Genomic DNA, 16550 nt, shown 5'->3' on the forward strand with positions numbered 1-16550 from the left:
ATGAACCTCTACGGACTTTCCGAGTCATCCGGCGCCGTGGTGCTTAGCCCCTGGGAAAGCGATTTTGAAACGACGCTGCGCAGTATCGGAAAACCCATCGGTGATTTTCGAGTCAAGGCCGTGGACGAGGAAGGCAATGAACTGCCGACAGGTGAAACCGGAGAACTGTATTTCAAGGGTGATGCCGTCGTTGCCTCCTATTTCCGTGACGCAGATGAAACCGCCGACGCGTTTCAGGACGGCTGGCTGAAAACGGGCGACATGGGATATATCGACGCACAGGGGTACATCACCCTGATGGGAAGAAAAAAAGAGATGTACCTGCAGGGCGGCTTCAATGTCTATCCCGTGGAAGTGGAAAACCTCCTGACGCGACACCCCAAGGTGATGATGGCGGCCGGCATCGGGGTGCCGGACGCGGTCCTCGGTGAAGTGGGCCGTTTTTACATCGTACCGCAGCCGGGAACCGAACCGACCGAGGAGGAAATTATCGAATACTGCAGGGAAAACCTGGCGGACTACAAGGTGCCCCGGCAGATCGTGTTCAAGGCGGAGCTTCCCTTGACGCCGGTTGGCAAAATCATGAAATCGCAGCTCAAGGAAGAATACGAAAAGGGCGCTTGACTGCCGGCGGACGCAGCGCCCCGTCGACGTTGTTCCGCAAACCGCCGGTATTTGGCTTTTGGCATAAAAACGCGCCGCATTACAAATCCGGCATATCTAAACTCCTTTACCCCAACGCAGGGGCTGTTGGTAGCCTGTTGTAAAAATTTGAATTTGCATTTTGCCCCCGGTTTCAATATTGTCGCATCAATGCAAGACTGGGTGTCATTGACAAATTTCAACCTAAAAGGAAACGCGTAAGGGGCAAAATGAAAACCAACGAATTGCTATACCTTTCCCGGGAGGATGTCGTCAACACCGGCGTCACCATGCCTGCCGTCATCGACGCTTTGGATGTCGCTTTTCAGGAAAAAGGCCGGGGCCACACGGAAATGCCGCCCAAACCAGGCATCCATCCCGGCGGCGACGACAATTTCATTCACGCCATGCCCGCCTATATTCCGGCCCTGAAATCCGCCGGCATCAAGTGGGTCAGTGCCTTCGTCGACAACCTGGATAAGGGCCTGCCCTACATCAGCGGGCTGGTGATTCTGAACGATGACGAAACCGGCATGCCGCTGGCGGTGATGGACGGCACGTGGATGACCGGCATGCGCACCGGGGCGGCCACGGCGCTGTCGGCCCGCCACCTCGCCCGCCGGGATTCCTCCACGGTGGGCGTCCTGGGTTGCGGGGTCCAGGGCCGGACCAACCTGGAGGCCCTGACGGTCCTTTTTCCCGTCAAAACGGTCAAGGCCTACGACACCAACCAGGATGCGGCCAGGAAATATGCCGCAGAAATGTCCATCCGCCTGAAGGTGGATGTCCAGCCGGTGGACTCGCCCCAAAAGGCGCTGACCGCCTGTGACATCGTGGTCACCGCCGGCCCCCTGCTCAAAAAACCCCACGCTACCATTAAGGCGGGATGGCTGGAAGTTGGCGCCTTCGCCTCCCTGGTGGATTTCGACGCCTACTGGCATGCGGACGCTTTCAAGGAAGTGGACCGGTTCTGCACGGATGACACGCCTCAGATCATGCACTACCAGACCCTGGGATACTTCCGTCACATTCCCCCTATCCATGCCGACCTGGGGGAACTCGTCACCGGACAAAAGGCCGGTCGCGAAACGAACTCGGAAAGAACCATGGCCGCCAATCTCGGCCTTGCCATCGACGACATGGCGGTGGCGCCCCTGATTTACAAACAGGCCCTCGCCCAGAACATCGGCACGGTGTTGCCGCTTTAATTAAACCTAGTCTGAGCGATTGTCGAGGTTGCCGCAGATGCAGGGAATGTGAAACGCTCAACGAAGGTAAGGAGAAATCGCAAGCAAATGACTACCAACGCACACGACGTCGTCATCATCGGCGGCGGCATCATGGGATCGGCCACGGCCTATCACCTGATGTGTGCCGACAGCCGCCTGAAGGTCCTGGTCATCGAACGGGATCCGACCTATGCCCGGGCCTCCACGACCCTCTCCATGACCAATGCCCGCATCCAGTTCAGTCTGAAGCAGAACATCGAAATATCCCGGTACGCATTCGATATCCTCGACGCCTTCGAGGAAGAGATGGCCGTGGAAGGGGAAAAACCGGGTATCAGTTACCGCCGGGAGGGCAACCTGTTCCTGTTCGAAGAAAACGGCAAGGAAGCGGCCCGGAAGGCCTTCGACCTGCAGAAAAGCCTGGATTGCCCCATCGAATGGTGGTCGACGGACACCGTCAGGGAGCGCTTTCCCCTGTACGATGTCGCCGCCTTTGCAGGGGCTACCTACGGCCCTGCGGACGGCCACTTCGACGCCTACGCCGTACTCATGGCCTACAAAAAGAAGGCCCGGCTTATGGGAGCCCGCTATATGGAAGGCGAAGCCGCGGAGATTGTCGTTCAAAACGGAAGGGTGGCGGGGGTCAAACTGGCTTCCGGCGAGGTCATGACGGCCGGCACCATTATCAACTGTGCCGGCGCCTGGGCAGCGCAGATCGCCGCCACGGCAGGAATCGACCTGCCGGTGCAACCGGTGAAGCGCCAGATATTCACGCTGGACACGGCTGTCAAACCCGATGGCCCCCTGCCTCTGACCGTGCTTCCCTCGGGGCTTTATTTCAGGACGGAAACCGGGGGGCACATTCTGCTGGGCAAGTCCATGGACGACGATCCCGTGGGTTTCGATTTTTCCTGGGACGACAAACGGTTTACCGAAACGCTCTGGTTCGAACTAGCGGATTTCGTGCCCGCCTTCGACACCCTGAAACTGGTCAGGGGCTGGGCCGGTTTATATGCCGTCAACACCCTGGACGGCAACGCCATCCTGGGTGAATGGCCGGAGGTAAAGGGGCTTTACCTGGCCAACGGATTCTCCGGCCACGGTCTGCAGCAGGCGCCCGCCGTGGGACGCTACCTTTCCGAATTGATCACCGGAAAGACGCCTGCCATGGACCTTTCCATTTTCCACGCCAACCGGATTTTGGAAAACAGACCTCTGGGCGAAGCCGGCCTGGTATGAAAAAAGTTATAGCTGCCCTCTAAACAATAGAGCATGAAAATTTATATAATTAAAAAGTCGGGGAGTTTTAGCTTGGATCCCTCGTTATTCCCGCGCAGGCGGGGCACGCAGTGAAGCGTAAGCGCTCTCCAGTGTAGCGAACATCTTGGCCGCATTTTCTCCCTCTTTCGAAGGGAGGGCATACCCGGGCCCGATAAATCCAACCTCGACCACAATTTTGGATTCGTCAAATTGAACAGAGAGCATGTCGGCAGTGTCCACCGCCAGTTCACGGGTTATCTTATGTTGAATATCTGAATCCCGAGCAGCGGACATGCCGATAATGGTCGTGTCATATGCGCTGGTACACTGCCCCAGCACAAGTCCGACTCGGGTCGCAGTTGATCCTGCGGAATGAATCATTTTGTGAAAATGGGCACCCGAGATTTTCGAATAACGCACGATCTGATCAAATCAATCAATTATATTCAATTTTGAACGTGCAGCACGGATCTTCGTGCAGTTTCCAGTATCCTTCCTGCAGCTTCCGGGTAACCGGGCCGGGTCCATCCGAGACGACCCGACGTCCATCGATTTTGGTAATCGGCATGACACCGCCGGCGGTGCTGGTGATGAACAGTTCATCTGCGGTGCGGGCCTTGTCCGCGGCAAGCTCCTGTTGCCTGACTTCGTAGCCGTACCCGGCTGCCAGCTCGATCACCGTTTTGCGCGTGATGCCTTTGAGCGCGCCCTGCGCCGGTGTCGTGATGGTACGGCCATTTACCGCAAAAACATTGAACCCGGGGCCTTCGACGAGGTTTCCGCGTGCATCGACCACGACGACCGTTTCACCTCCCCGATCATAGGCCTCGAACAGGCCCGCAACCATGTCGAGCCAGTGATAGTTCTTCACGGTAGGGTCCACCGATTCAGGCGGTATTCGCCGTACGCGGCTGACGATCAGGTGCAGTCCCTGTTTTTGCTTTTCAGGATCCGCTATCCACACGAAGGGGATTGCAAAGGCAAAAAACCGATTGGTGCACGCCCGCGGGTCGCGGGAGCCGGGCGCCGCTTCACCCCGCGTACAGATCATTTCGACATAGGCATCACGCAGTCCGCTCGCCCTCACACAGTCAATCAGGATGGCGCGCAAAGCATCGCGCTTTTGAGGGATGGACAGGTGCAGCCTGTCCATTCCCGCATAGAAACGATCCAGGTGGTCATCCAGGCGGAAAAATCGGCCCTTCCACACATGGGCGACGTCGTAGGTCGCATCCGAATGGAGGAACCCCCAGTCGAAGATCGAAATTTTCGCCTCGGCAACGGGCACTAATTGTTCATCGACGTAAGCGGCACCATTTGAAAAGTCAGTCATAGCGATTCTCCTGCGTACATGCGCATCCTGCCCGGCCGGCAGGGAAAATTAAAAAAATCGGTCAGGTAATCGACGATGTCACGCCTGCCATTGCCGGCAGAACGTCTCCTTGGAAAAAAGAATAAGAAGCGCGCCCAGAATGGACAGGCCGATGATGGCGCCAAAGGCCATACGATAGGCGTTTAGACCGTATATCCGTATGCCGTTTTCTACCAGCCCGCCCCATTTAAGATCGAGGATCAGGCCTATGGCGGGCTGTAAAAGCAGCGGCCCCATTTCCATACCCATATTGCTGATGCCGGAAATGGTGCCGGCCAACGCCAAGGGTACCGACTCCTTCACGAAAACCATCCCGATAACGATGGCACCGGCGGCAAATCCCACGATGGCAAATAACAGAACCAGAAGCCACAAAGGCATGTTATGTATGTAAACGATGGGGATCCAACCCATCAGGGAAATACAGAGTGAAAAGGTATAGATGGGTTTTCTGCGCCCCATCCTTTCGGACAGGGCGCCCAAAATCGGTGCACCGAGCGCACATGCGATTAAAAGGGTGGATATCAGGCTGGCACTTTTAACCGGACTCAGATCATAGTGGGTAGTGAGATAGGGAATTCCCCATAGACCGGCGAATGTCAGCACCGGTCCCATCAAGCTGGCGGGGACGATGGTGAGAATCCATGTATTCCTGTAGCGCAACAGGCTTGAAATGTCTCTCAGAAGATGCGCACCGGGTCTGTCAGGCGTCGGTTCAAGATCCGCGGCATAACTGTCGTAGCCCTTTTGAGCCGGGTCGTCCCGCACCAACATCCAGATGGCCAGAGACAGAATCAGCGTTATGATGCCGGCACCGGCGATGACCGCACGCCATCCGAACAGGTTCATCAGAATCCGTAGCGGAACGCCGGCAGTTAACGCCCCCAAAATTCCCAGGCACAGTGCCAGGCCTGTCACAACCGCAAATTGATTCGACTTGAACCAGCGGGTCGACAGTTTTAAGATGGAGACCCAGGCGACGCCCATGGAGGCCCCAATAATAAGTCTGCCCATGTTGGCCGCCATAATCGAGGGTGCCGCAGAAAAAATGAATGCACCCACAGCGGATAAAAGTGCCCCGGTGGCAAGCAGCTTCCGTGGCCCCCAGTAATCGGCCAGAATTCCTGTGGGAATTTGAACGGCCACGTAGCTGTAGTAATAAAAAGAGGAAAAATTCCCCAGGGAAGCAGCGCCGATGTTGAAATCGGTCATGAGCTGGTCGGCCATGACCGCCGTGACCATTCTATGAAAAAAACCCGAAAAATAGAAAGCGATTCCCAAACACAGGATCAGCCAGGATTGATACGCGGGGGGGTAGTTGTGCCGACACATTACATCATGCTTTCCTCTAAATTGAGCGTTTCGATTCATCCGGATTGTTGTGAGGACAATTGCTCGGCTATACGCCCGTATATCTGCTCTCTGCCCGCAAGAATGTCAAGCGCAAACGAAGAGGGCGTTTGTAACCCGGGTCCGGCTTGACTTCAACGGCAAATTTTGACAATAAAATATATTTACGATTCCCACCTTGACCTGTGTTCACCTCAACGTTGCAACCTTGAGGTGAACGCTTCTATCTGAGCAGCATCGACGAATGACGTTTTTGGAGGAACGATGGAACGGACCATGTGGAACCCGGCAATGGAGGCGATCTCCCCGGCCGATCAGAAACATCTCGAACAGCAAAGGCTGATGGATCAGATTCAATATGTTTTTGCCAACAGCGTCATGTACCGGAATAAGTACGGTCTGGCGGGTATCGCGGCCAGAGACATCACCTGTGTTGAGGATCTTGCCAATCTCCCCTTCACGACGAAAACGGACTTGCGCGAATCCCAGGTGCGGACCCCCCCCTATGGCGATTTGCTGGCAGCAGCCACGGATAAGGTCAGCCGTGTCCACCGGACGTCCGGTACCACCGGGCAATTCATTTACACCGCCCTCACCCGCAGGGATCTCGCAATGACCAATGACTGCGGTGCCAGGGCGTTCTGGGCGGCGGGGTTGCGGCCGCACCACCGGGTCGTCCACTGCCTGAACTACTGCCTGTGGATGGGCGGCTATACGGATCATTCGAATCTGGAACTGACGGGTGCCACCGTATTCCCTTTCGGGGTGGGAAACTCACGCCAGCTGGTTCGCGTCATTCGGGATGCCGGCATCGATGTCATCTCGTCGACCCCCTCCTATCCCGCATATCTGGAGGATATTGTCCGTGATGAATTGGGCATCGAACCCGGGGAACTGGGCCTCCGGCTCGGGTTGTTCGGAGGGGAGCCGGGGCTTGAAAACCCCTCCTACCGCAACCGTATCGCGGACACATGGGGGATGCAGCCGCAAAATGCCAATTACGGCGTATCCGACGTCCTGTGTAACTTCGCCTCTGTTTGCAGCGAAAATTATCAGCTGCACTTTCTGGCACAGGGAGCCCTGCTTGCCCAGTTGATCGATCCTGCCACGGGGGAAGATGTGCCCATCGAAGACGGGGCTAAGGGTGAACTGGTCTTGACGCACCTCGAAAAAGAGGCCCAGCCGCTGGTTCGATACCGGACTTCAGACATTTTGGAAATATTGGGAACCGGCCCTTGCCGGTGCGGCAGAACCGGCTTTCGATTCAGGGTGGTGGGAAGATCGGACGATATGCTGCATGTAAAAGGGATCAATGTCTTTCCCAACGGTATTTCACAGGTGATCGAAACCATGGTCCCGGAGTTGAACGGAGAGTTTCAGATCGTTCTGGACCACCCCTCGCCCTACACCAGTCTCGACATTACCGTCGAATACGGTGCCGGCATCCACCCGGACCAGAGGGAGACGCTTGCCCGGAAACTCGAGAAAAAAATCAAAGCGGTACTGAATTTCACCGCACGGGTCGACCTCGTCTCCCCCCAGTCCATTCAGCGAACGGAGATGGGAAAAGCCGTGCGTGTGTTGCGCCGCTATTAGAAAGAAATTACACTAACGCAATAAAACCGCCTTAATTTGACAAATTTGTAAAGAAACGCCAAGAAAGCCGCCAAAAAGCGTTTTTGAGTATCATCGCTAACCGTTTGTACTTTCGTCATTATTCCGGATTGATGCCAGAGTGGCACGCTGTTTGCTTTTGATTTCAGCCTGACTCACTCAGAGCAGGAAGGGCACATAGTTCAAAGGCTGAAACAGACACTCAAACATTTTCATTGACTATGTGAATTGGTTTCAGTAATTAAATCAAGTTGATTTCTTGATCTGTGCAACAGATAGCTCGGCATCGGATGCACGAGGATACGGTTTCTGCAAGCAGGATTTAATCGAACTTGGCAACGGTTTTTTGTGCGGCACGTCAGGCGATGCCGGAAACAAAATCGGTCATGCCTAAAAGCATCCAGCTATCGACACCTTCCCCGTTTGCACACCATCAACGTTAGCACATGATATGGCGGCACCGTGAACGTCACATTCACGGTTTTGGGATGCACCCTGTTCCATAAAACCTGAAATAACCGGAGTTGTTTGTATGGCTGAGTTGCTATTGAAAAATGTTACCATGAAATTCGGCGGGCTGCTGGCTGTCGACAACTTGGATCTCGAGGTGCCCAGTGGGAAAATTCTGAGCCTGATCGGCCCCAACGGTGCCGGCAAGACAACGGTATTCAACCTGATCACCGGTGTGTACAAACCAACCAAGGGATCCATTGTCTACAATGGCGAAACCCTCAATGGCCTGCGCAGCAGCAGGGTCGTTTCCCGGGGCATTGCCAGGACATTTCAGAACATCCGCCTTTTCAAATCCATGACGGTGCTGGAAAATGTGCAGGTGGGATTGCACTGCCGCACCCAAAGCGGAGCCATACGCGCCCTGCTGAACACCCCGTTTCTGGTGCGGGAAGAGAAAATGATTGTCGAGAAGGCCATGGCTGTGCTCGAATTTCTCGGACTCGAGAAATTTCGCAACGATTATGCCTCCAACCTTGCCTACGGCAATCAGCGCCGGCTCGAAATAGCCCGGGCCCTGGCTACCGAACCGGGAACCCTTCTTCTGGACGAACCGGCTGCCGGCATGAATCCCAGAGAAACGGCCGACCTGATGGATCTTATCCTGAAAATTCGGGATACCGGGTTGGACATATTTCTGGTGGAACACGATATGCGGCTGGTGATGGGCATCTCGGATATGATCGCCGTTCTCGATTATGGGCAGAAGATTGCCGAAGGAACGCCCAAGGAGATCCAGAACAACGAAACGGTCATCGAAGCCTATCTGGGATCGGGAGCGAAAAAATAATCGGATCTGACGGAATTGTAACTCACTTTTTATTCATAAAAAGTGAGACTGTAAAACAAACCCAACATAAGGAGGAGTACGATGAGAAAAATTGGTATCTTGGTATTGTGTGTCACGTTGATCGCATTTTTCGGTGGAATGGCATCCGCCAAAACGCTGAAGATCGGAACCATGAGTCCCCTGACAGGCCCCTACGCTCAGGATGGAACCTACATCCTCCAAGGCGTGAAAACCGCCGTGAAAGCGTTCGAGGCCAGTGGCGGGATACCCGGTTTCGACAAAATCGAAATTCTGGCCGAAGACAGTGCCTGTGACGGCGGAAAGGCCACCATGGCCGCCAATAAACTCATCAACAGCGATGTAGCGGCCATCATCGGCTGTTACTGCTCCTCGGCAACCCTGCCGAGTTCAATCCCCGTCAACGACGCGGGTATCGTCATGCTTACGCCCGCGTCCACCAACGAAAAAATTACGGAAAGAGGGTTTAAAAAATTCTTTCGCCTGCCGCCCAGAGACGACGTCCAGGGATGGTCCGCCGTAAAGTTTATGGAAAACAGCCTGAAAGCCAAAACCGTCGCCCTGATTGACGACCGCCAGACATACACCGTCGGCCTCATAGACAATATCAAAAAGTTTGCCAAAGAAAGCGGAAAGCTCGAGTTCGTCGCCCACGAACACATTACCCCCGGCGACAAAGACTTCACGGCCATTTTGACGACCTTAAAACGGTTGAACCCCGATGTCATTTACATGGGTGTGTATCAACCCGAAGGCTCCCTGATGGCACGCCAGGTCAAACAGCTCGAAATCAAATCCACACTGATGACCGAGGATGCCTGCTACCAGCCGAAGTTCATCGAGGTGGGCGGAGATGCCACCGAGGGGATCTACCTGACCTTTGCGGCCCCGGTCGACAACCCGGTTCGGACAGACTTCGTGAAGGCCTACTCCAAAGACTGGGGCGTTGGCGAAGACGAAATCGGTTCGTTCTCCTTTTTTGCCTACGACGCCACCATGCTGGTGTTGAACGGCATTAAGAAAGGCGGCGTGGAAAAACTCGCCGACACCATCCGCGCCACCAAATCAGTGGGTGCCACTGGAAAAATCGAGTTTAACGAAAAGGGCGACCGTGCCCTGGCTCACGCCATCTGGGTCATCAAAGACGGTGCTTTCGTGCCCTATTACGATCCGCTTACCGATACAAACTACTAATTTTCACCTGCCGCCCGGGGGCCTCCGCCCCCGGGCGGCAGGCTGAGCCACATGCTAGTTTGAAACAAGTCGCCTTTTTGCGTAGCCAAAGGAAGCTTTCCACATGGATACATCGTCTTTTCTTATTCAACAACTGATCAACGCCCTTTTTCTGGGCAGTATCTTTTCCCTGATCGCCCTGGGCTACACCATGGTGTACGGCATTATCCAGTTGATCAATTTCGCGCATGGCGAAATGTTTACCGCGGGCGCTTTTGCCGGCTTGATCGTACTGGCGGGACTTCAAGAAATCGGTTTTGTCGACAGCCATTTCATCATCACCATGATCCTGGTCTTCGGCCTGGGCATGGCCTATGTTGCCGTCCTGGGCGTCTCCATCGAACAGGTAGCCTATAAACCTTTGCGGAACGCATCCCGCCTGGCGGCCATCCTGAGCGCGCTGGGGATGTCCATCTTTCTGTCTAACGGCATGATGCTGAGCCAGGGGGTTTCCGACCGGGGTTTTCCGCCCGTACTCGGTTGGGAAGGGATTAAAATTTTTGAGGCCAAAATTTCCTATGGGCAGATTTTCATCATTATACTGGCGCTTGCCCTCATGTACGGCCTGTGGGTTTTTGTCAGTTCCACCAAACTTGGCAAGGCCATGCGCGCCACCGCCCAGAACCAACCCATGGCCCGTATGCTCGGCATCAACGTCGATAAAACCATTCGCGTCACGTTCATGATCGGCCCGGGCCTGGGTGCCGCCGCCGGGATAATGGTGGGCTTGTTCTATGGATCGGTGCGTTTCGATATGGGTTTTATCTACATGATCAAAGCCTTTGCTGCGGCCATTCTGGGAGGCATCGGCTCCATACCGGGTGCCATGCTCGGGGGGATGATCATCGGTGCCGTAGAGGTCGCATGGTCGGCATTTTTACCCAGTGAATGGAAAGATGTGACCACCTTCGTGGTCTTGATTCTGGTGTTATATCTGAAACCGAGCGGTCTTTTAGGAGAGAGCGCGAGCGAAGACAAGGTGTAATATGGCACGATCGGATGTAAAGAAATTTTTCCTATATTCCCTGTTTCTCGGAATTCTCGTCATACCATTGGTCGGATTTCCCACCACAACCTTCGATGCCTCCAGAGCCTTCACGGTATGGGGAGCGTTTGTGGGGCTGCTGGCGTTTGGAATGATCGTCAAAGGCGTTCGGCGCAGCCACGGTTACGAGAATCTGTCAAACAACCTGGCGCCCGCCCGAAAGCGGATCAAGGACAGGTTGAACGCCGTACCGGTCAAATACTACCTCATCGTCCTGCTGGCTTTTACCGTGATCTACCCCATGGTGGCCAACCGGTATCTCATCGATGTCGGCATCACCTGCCTGATTTATGTCATTTTGGGGCTGGGCCTCAATATCGTCGTAGGGCTTGCCGGTCTACTCGACCTTGGCTACATCGCCTTCTATGCCGTCGGCGCATATACCTACGCACTTCTCAATTTGAATTTTGGAATTCCTTTCTGGTTCTGCATCCCCATGGGAATTGCTTTCGGCTGTATCGCCGGCTGCATCATCGGCTATCCCACCTTGAAAATGCGCGGCGATTATCTGGCTATCGTGACCATGGGGTTCGGCGAAATTATACGGCTGATGCTCAACAACTGGGACAAACTGACCGCCGGCCCCAATGGTCTCTACGGCATGAGCAAACCGGGAATCATCTATCCGTCCTTTGCCGACGGCGGATTGACCTGGGTGATCTTTCATTTGAAATCCCTCCAAGCGCTTTACTTCCTCGCCCTCGTCTTCGCGGTGCTGACCGTTATCGGCGTCCAGCGCCTGGACAAGTCAAGGATCGGCCGGGCATGGGTGGCCATCCGTGAAGACGAAGTAGCCGCCGAGCTGTCGGGCGTACCGACCATGTGGCTCAAGTTGCTGGCTTATGCCCTGGGCGCCTCCTTCGCCTCGGTCATCGGTGGCTTTTTTGCAGCCAAGTTGAGCTATACCAATCCGAACTTCTTTATTTTCATGGAATCGTGCATCGTTTTATGCATCGTTGTATTAGGCGGTGTCGGAAGCACCCCCGGGGTTATTATCGCTGCTGTCATCTTGTCCGCTGTCCCGGAAATATTCCGCGACCTCCAGAATTATCGTATGCTGGCTTTCGGTGCCGCCATGGCGGCGATGATGGTCCTGAAACCGGAAGGATTGATACCGGCGACCCGACGTAAACGCGAACTGCATGTCGCCGAACAGAATACGCACGAGGAAACCTAAATATGGCAAATGAACAACCAATTCTGCAACTCGAGGATGTCCATACCTACTATGGGAACATTCACGCCCTGAAGGGGGTATCGATAAGCATCCCCAAAGGGGGAATCGTCTGTCTTATCGGTGCCAACGGTGCGGGTAAATCCACGACTCTCATGACCATATTCGGCATCCAGCCGGCCGCCAAAGGAAAGATATTCTACGACTCGCAACCCATCGAAAAGCTTCAACCCGAACAGATAGCCGCTCGCGGCGTCGCCCAAAGCCCGGAAGGCCGACAAATTTTTCCCACCATGTCCGTTCGCGAAAACCTGGAAATGGGCGCCTATCTGCGCAGCGACAAAAAAGAAATCGCCAAAGATATGGAATGGGTCTTCACGCTTTTCCCGCGCCTGGCGGAGCGACTCGGACAGTTGGGCGGCACCTTGAGCGGCGGGGAGCAGCAGATGCTCGCCATCGCCCGTGCCCTGATGCAGCGGCCGAAGCTGTTGCTGCTGGACGAGCCTTCCTTGGGGCTGGCTCCCAAACTGGTGGAAGTGATTTTCGAAACCATAACGCAGATCAACCAGGATAGCAGCACGACCATCTTTCTCGTAGAGCAGAATGCAAACATGGCCCTGGGGATTTCCGATACCGGTTATGTCATGGAAACAGGCAAAATCGTGCTGACCGACAAGTCTTCCGTGCTTCTGGAGAGCGAACAGGTGAAAAAAGCCTACCTGGGCTAATAGCGTGCGCTGTGCAAATGCAGAAAACTACAACCATGGAAAAATCGACCGTTTTATATCATCGCGAAGGGAATGTCGGCATTATTACCCTGAACCGCCCTCATCGCCTTAACGCGCTGAACGGTGAACTTTTGAAGACCTTTATGGAAACCCTCGACGCCGCCCGCCGCGACCGGGATGCCGAGGTCATCATCCTCACCGGAGCCGGCAAGAGTTTTTGCTCGGGTGAAGACCTGAAAGAGACCGCCGAAGGCAAGAGCGTTGCAACCTGGATGGATGAGGCGGAGCGGCTGCAGGACGTGCAGCGCTGCACCTTGAAGCTGGACAAGCCCTTGATTGCCGCCGTCAAGGGATACGCCGTCGGTGGCGGTTGTGAGATCGCCATGAGTTGCGATATCCGTATCGCCGCCGAATCCGCCGTTTTCGGGTTTCCCGAGACCGGCGTCGGGTTGACGGTAACCAACGCGGGAACCAAGCTGTTGACCCATCTGGTGGGCCTTGGAAAAGCCAAGGAACTGGTTTTTACGGGTGAATTTATCGACGCCAACGAGGCCTGCAACATCGGGCTGGCCAACAAAGTGGTTCCCGACGACGCGTTGATGGATGAAACCCTGGCCATGGCCCAAAAAATTTCCCGGCGTTCGCCCATGGCGTTGAAATTCTCCCGCATCGCCATCGACCAGGGCATGAGCGCCAGCTTCGAAGAAATACTGGAGCTTGAAGCCAGCCACCTCCTTGCCTGTGCGCTGGCCGGGAATGAAAAAACCTTTGTCGAAAATCGCCTGAAGGAAATGAAGAAATAGGCCCGCCTACTCCTTTGGCCGGTTGATCACCAAACAACATGAAACCTAAATCGGCTGTCATCATCGGCGCCGGGGTTATCGGCGCCTTTGCCGCCTATTTCTTGCTTAAAAAAGGCTGGCAAACCATTCTCATCGATCAGGGCACGTTCGGAAACGGCAGCTCGGAGGGCAATTGCGGGTTGATCGTCCCCAACCACGTATTGCCCTTGAATTCCTACGCCACCCTGGTAACGGCCCTCGGCAGCATGCTTAAAAAGGACGCCCCCCTGCATGTAAACCCGCGCCTCAAACCGGATCAAATCAGATGGTTCTGCAGCTTTGCCTTGAAATGCGGACACCGGGACATCGCGGCCTCGGCCCGGGGACGGCACGCCCTTTTGCAGAGCGCTTTCGCCCTTTACCCCGGCATCATCGAAAAGGAACGGCTCGACTGCGACTGGGAAGTTGCCGGCAGCGTGCACGCGTTCAAAACAAGATCTGCGTGGGAAGCCTTTCGCAAAGAGGAAAGCGTTGTGCGGCAATACGGTATCGCCGCCCGGCCCCTCAACCGTAAACAGCTGCAGCGACTGGAACCCGGCCTTTCTACCGATCTTTACGGTGGATGGCATTATCCGCAAACGGCTCAGCTGTGTCCGGAAAAACTCCTGGAAGCGATGCACGGCATGCTTTCCGGAAAAGGCGCCACCATCATCGAAAACACGCAAGTCACCGGCTTCGAGGTCGGAAGCGGGCGTGCCATGGGTGTTCGGGCCGGAAATAAAACCATCGCCGCCGACGCATTCGTTGTGGCGACCGGTGCCTGGGCCCCTTTCCTGGCGAAGGACCTGGGCTGCAGGCTTCCCATTCAACCGGGAAAGGGGTATTCGTTGACCTTTGCGCATCCACCTGAAGCACCTGCCCGTGCCTGTTTTTTCGAAGAAAAAAGCGTCGTGGCCACTCCCTGGCCGGACAGCCTGCGCCTGGGAGGCACCATGGAATTCTCGGGCTTCGACGACCGCCTCAACCCCGAACGCTTGAAAGCCCTGACAAGGGGTGCGGACCAATACATGCGGCATCCGGTCGCCGGCCCCGCCGCAAAGGAGTGGTGCGGCTTTCGCCCCATGACCGCCGACGGGCTGCCGGTGATCGACTGGTCACCGGCCCTTGAAAACGTCCTTGTCGCAGCCGGTCACAACATGCTGGGCCTGAGCATGGGGCCGGGAACCGGCAGGCTGGTCGCCGAAATGGTCAGCCGGGAAAAACCGCATGTCGATCCGCGCGCTTACCGTTTACAACGGTTTAAAGGAACGCCGTGATAGATCGTCATGCATCGATGTCATCGTCCAGCCGTTCGTAGTTTTTTGCATTGCGGCGTTTGACCAAAAGGTAGCTGCCGGCGAGAACGGCGAGAATGCCCATGGGCAGAAGCAGTTCCGGAAGGATCAGATGACGCTCGGCCTCGAGGGGCCGGCTGGACTCGAGCATGGACACCCGTTCGCGCTCTTGGATGCGGGATTGGATGGTGATGACGATGGCTCCGACGTAGATCAGCACGAACACAATGGTGCCTATTCCCAGCCATTTTTGCAGTTTGTTCATTTTGTTCATTACGTGTCGTCCCTTGAAATAATGATGTGAAAAATCCTAAATTCTAATTCACCAAATACCAAATTCAAATGTTCAACACTTAAAACGGTATACAGCGAGCCCCGTGTTAGATGTCATTTGAAATTTTTCAGCATTTTGATATTATAGTGTTTTTCAAAATACCGTTCCGTATGCCCTAAGCAGGTGGCGGGTTTATTTTTCAAAGCACCATATCATCAATAGCCTGCACGGCTGTCGTCGTGCCCTGCCAATCCAATGTTGAAGCGGAACATATATGTGGCAAATGCTCTATAGGGATTGCCTGAATCAAAATCGACTGATGACAAGCGGAACAGGAGGACAAACACATGGCCGATGGTAAAAAAGTTGTCAATGGATTTCTTTTCATGCCCCCGTCCCTGAGTGCCTGGATGGCCAAGAGCATTCCGGAAAACGATTTCAGCGGCGACATCCCCTGGACACCGCTGAAAAGGCCGGTCTCCGAAACGGTGTTTGCCCTGATGACCTCCGCCGGCATCAGCATGAAAACCGATTCCCCTTTCGACATGGAACGGGAAAGGCGCGAACCGCTTTGGGGGGATCCCACTTACAGGAAAATCCCCAAAACCGCCGTGGAAACGGAGATCGATGTCAACCACCTGCATGTCAACACCGACTATGTCAAGCAGGATATGAACGTGATCCTGCCCCTGAAGCGCTTCATCGAATTCGAAGCCGACGGCACCGTCGGTGCACTGGCACCCACCGCCTATTCTTACTACGGCTATCAAATGGACCCACGGGTCCTTTTAAACGAAACCATGCCCCGGGTAGCCGCCGACATGCGGGCCGAAGGGGTCGAAGCGGTCCTACTCACCCCCACCTGACCCTTGTGCCCCCGGTCCGTGGGACTGGTTGCCCGCTTCCTCGAAGAAAACGGCCTGTCCACCGTCGTCCTGACCATGGTGCCCGAATTCAACCGTGAAATCGGCATTCCGCGCATAGCCGCCATCGAATATCCCTTCGGCAGGGTCGTCGGCGAAGTCAATGATGACGCCGGGCAGCGGGACGTGCTCCGGGCGGCCCTGTCCATACTGGAAACGGCTGAAACACCCGGGGAGGTCGTTCACCTGCCCTTCACCTGGCACGAAGCGCCCGCCGAAACCAAGTGGCACCCGCCTGAAATTTCACCGGTTATCAAGCTCTACCTGGCGGA

Annotated in this window: 17 protein-coding genes; 13 read left to right on the forward strand and 4 right to left on the reverse strand. The window is 55.2% G+C overall.

Features of this window, described 5'->3' with window-relative positions; translation table 11 throughout:
• The 3 genes from LJE94_16815 to LJE94_16825 all read left to right on the forward strand — a co-directional run.
• The coding region (locus tag LJE94_16815) for an AMP-binding protein (GenBank protein ID MCG6911764.1) at positions 1-624 on the forward strand (624 nt) is incomplete at its 5' end.
• 248 nt (positions 625-872) lie between these two features.
• Positions 873-1850, forward strand: coding sequence for a hypothetical protein (locus tag LJE94_16820; GenBank protein ID MCG6911765.1), 978 nt, complete (start codon positions 873-875; stop codon positions 1848-1850).
• An 87-nt stretch (positions 1851-1937) separates the two neighbouring features.
• A complete protein-coding gene (locus tag LJE94_16825; GenBank protein MCG6911766.1) occupies positions 1938-3110 on the forward strand; it encodes an FAD-binding oxidoreductase in 1173 nt (390 codons plus the stop codon).
• 84 nt (positions 3111-3194) lie between these two features.
• Here LJE94_16825 and LJE94_16830 read toward each other — a convergent pair whose 3' ends face one another.
• From LJE94_16830 to LJE94_16840, 3 genes are all read right to left on the reverse strand, one after another.
• Positions 3195-3512: a hypothetical protein gene (locus LJE94_16830; protein MCG6911767.1), complete on the reverse strand. Its 318-nt coding sequence runs from the start codon at positions 3510-3512 to the stop codon at positions 3195-3197.
• A gap of 55 nt (positions 3513-3567) precedes the next feature.
• Positions 3568-4464, reverse strand: a complete 897-nt coding sequence (locus tag LJE94_16835; GenBank protein ID MCG6911768.1) for an aminotransferase class IV — start codon at positions 4462-4464, stop codon at positions 3568-3570.
• Positions 4465-4542: 78 nt separating this feature from the next.
• On the reverse strand, positions 4543-5835 hold the full coding sequence (locus tag LJE94_16840; protein ID MCG6911769.1) for an MFS transporter: 1293 nt from the start codon (positions 5833-5835) through the stop codon (positions 4543-4545).
• 282 nt (positions 5836-6117) lie between these two features.
• Here LJE94_16840 and LJE94_16845 point away from each other — a divergent pair, with 282 nt between their 5' ends.
• From LJE94_16845 to LJE94_16880, 8 genes are all read left to right on the forward strand, one after another.
• Complete coding sequence (locus LJE94_16845) at positions 6118-7449, forward strand: phenylacetate--CoA ligase family protein (protein MCG6911770.1); 1332 nt, start codon at positions 6118-6120, stop codon at positions 7447-7449.
• Between the two features lie 550 nt (positions 7450-7999).
• Entirely contained in the window at positions 8000-8767 is a 768-nt protein-coding gene (locus LJE94_16850; GenBank protein MCG6911771.1) for an ABC transporter ATP-binding protein, read from the forward strand.
• Positions 8768-8848: 81 nt separating this feature from the next.
• Entirely contained in the window at positions 8849-9979 is a 1131-nt protein-coding gene (locus LJE94_16855; GenBank protein MCG6911772.1) for a branched-chain amino acid ABC transporter substrate-binding protein, read from the forward strand.
• Positions 9980-10082: 103 nt separating this feature from the next.
• Positions 10083-11003 carry a branched-chain amino acid ABC transporter permease gene (locus tag LJE94_16860; protein ID MCG6911773.1) on the forward strand — a complete coding sequence of 307 codons (921 nt, stop codon included), beginning with the start codon at positions 10083-10085 and terminating at the stop codon, positions 11001-11003.
• Position 11004: 1 nt separating this feature from the next.
• Complete coding sequence (locus tag LJE94_16865) at positions 11005-12240, forward strand: branched-chain amino acid ABC transporter permease (GenBank protein MCG6911774.1); 1236 nt, start codon at positions 11005-11007, stop codon at positions 12238-12240.
• 20 nt (positions 12241-12260) lie between these two features.
• A complete protein-coding gene (locus LJE94_16870; GenBank protein ID MCG6911775.1) occupies positions 12261-12965 on the forward strand; it encodes an ABC transporter ATP-binding protein in 705 nt (234 codons plus the stop codon).
• Positions 12966-13000: 35 nt separating this feature from the next.
• Positions 13001-13768: an enoyl-CoA hydratase/isomerase family protein gene (locus LJE94_16875; GenBank protein MCG6911776.1), complete on the forward strand. Its 768-nt coding sequence runs from the start codon at positions 13001-13003 to the stop codon at positions 13766-13768.
• 38 nt (positions 13769-13806) lie between these two features.
• Positions 13807-15063, forward strand: a complete 1257-nt coding sequence (locus LJE94_16880; GenBank protein ID MCG6911777.1) for an FAD-binding oxidoreductase — start codon at positions 13807-13809, stop codon at positions 15061-15063.
• Positions 15064-15070: 7 nt separating this feature from the next.
• Here LJE94_16880 and LJE94_16885 read toward each other — a convergent pair whose 3' ends face one another.
• Complete coding sequence (locus LJE94_16885) at positions 15071-15355, reverse strand: hypothetical protein (protein MCG6911778.1); 285 nt, start codon at positions 15353-15355, stop codon at positions 15071-15073.
• A 347-nt stretch (positions 15356-15702) separates the two neighbouring features.
• Here LJE94_16885 and LJE94_16890 point away from each other — a divergent pair, with 347 nt between their 5' ends.
• Together LJE94_16890 and LJE94_16895 are read left to right on the forward strand one after the other, a co-directional pair.
• Positions 15703-16221, forward strand: a complete 519-nt coding sequence (locus tag LJE94_16890) for a hypothetical protein (protein MCG6911779.1) — start codon at positions 15703-15705, stop codon at positions 16219-16221.
• A gap of 18 nt (positions 16222-16239) precedes the next feature.
• Positions 16240-16550: hypothetical protein (locus LJE94_16895; GenBank protein MCG6911780.1), on the forward strand; the 311-nt coding region annotated here is incomplete at its 3' end.

Source organism: Deltaproteobacteria bacterium (assembly GCA_022340465.1).
In the GTDB taxonomy this organism is placed as follows: domain Bacteria; phylum Desulfobacterota; class Desulfobacteria; order Desulfobacterales; family B30-G6; genus JAJDNW01.

Coding starts and splice junctions, on each gene's coding strand:
- LJE94_16820 (MCG6911765.1), top strand. CDS start 873: ATGAAAACCAACGAATTGCTATACCTTTCCCGGGAGGATGTCGTCAAC.
- LJE94_16840 (MCG6911769.1), bottom strand. CDS start 5,835: ATGTGTCGGCACAACTACCCCCCCGCGTATCAATCCTGGCTGATCCTG.
- LJE94_16880 (MCG6911777.1), top strand. CDS start 13,807: ATGAAACCTAAATCGGCTGTCATCATCGGCGCCGGGGTTATCGGCGCC.
- LJE94_16860 (MCG6911773.1), top strand. CDS start 10,083: ATGGATACATCGTCTTTTCTTATTCAACAACTGATCAACGCCCTTTTT.
- LJE94_16865 (MCG6911774.1), top strand. CDS start 11,005: ATGGCACGATCGGATGTAAAGAAATTTTTCCTATATTCCCTGTTTCTC.
- LJE94_16825 (MCG6911766.1), top strand. CDS start 1,938: ATGACTACCAACGCACACGACGTCGTCATCATCGGCGGCGGCATCATG.
- LJE94_16830 (MCG6911767.1), bottom strand. CDS start 3,512: ATGATTCATTCCGCAGGATCAACTGCGACCCGAGTCGGACTTGTGCTG.
- LJE94_16885 (MCG6911778.1), bottom strand. CDS start 15,355: ATGAACAAAATGAACAAACTGCAAAAATGGCTGGGAATAGGCACCATT.
- LJE94_16835 (MCG6911768.1), bottom strand. CDS start 4,464: ATGACTGACTTTTCAAATGGTGCCGCTTACGTCGATGAACAATTAGTG.
- LJE94_16890 (MCG6911779.1), top strand. CDS start 15,703: ATGGCCGATGGTAAAAAAGTTGTCAATGGATTTCTTTTCATGCCCCCG.
- LJE94_16845 (MCG6911770.1), top strand. CDS start 6,118: ATGGAACGGACCATGTGGAACCCGGCAATGGAGGCGATCTCCCCGGCC.
- LJE94_16875 (MCG6911776.1), top strand. CDS start 13,001: ATGGAAAAATCGACCGTTTTATATCATCGCGAAGGGAATGTCGGCATT.
- LJE94_16850 (MCG6911771.1), top strand. CDS start 8,000: ATGGCTGAGTTGCTATTGAAAAATGTTACCATGAAATTCGGCGGGCTG.
- LJE94_16855 (MCG6911772.1), top strand. CDS start 8,849: ATGAGAAAAATTGGTATCTTGGTATTGTGTGTCACGTTGATCGCATTT.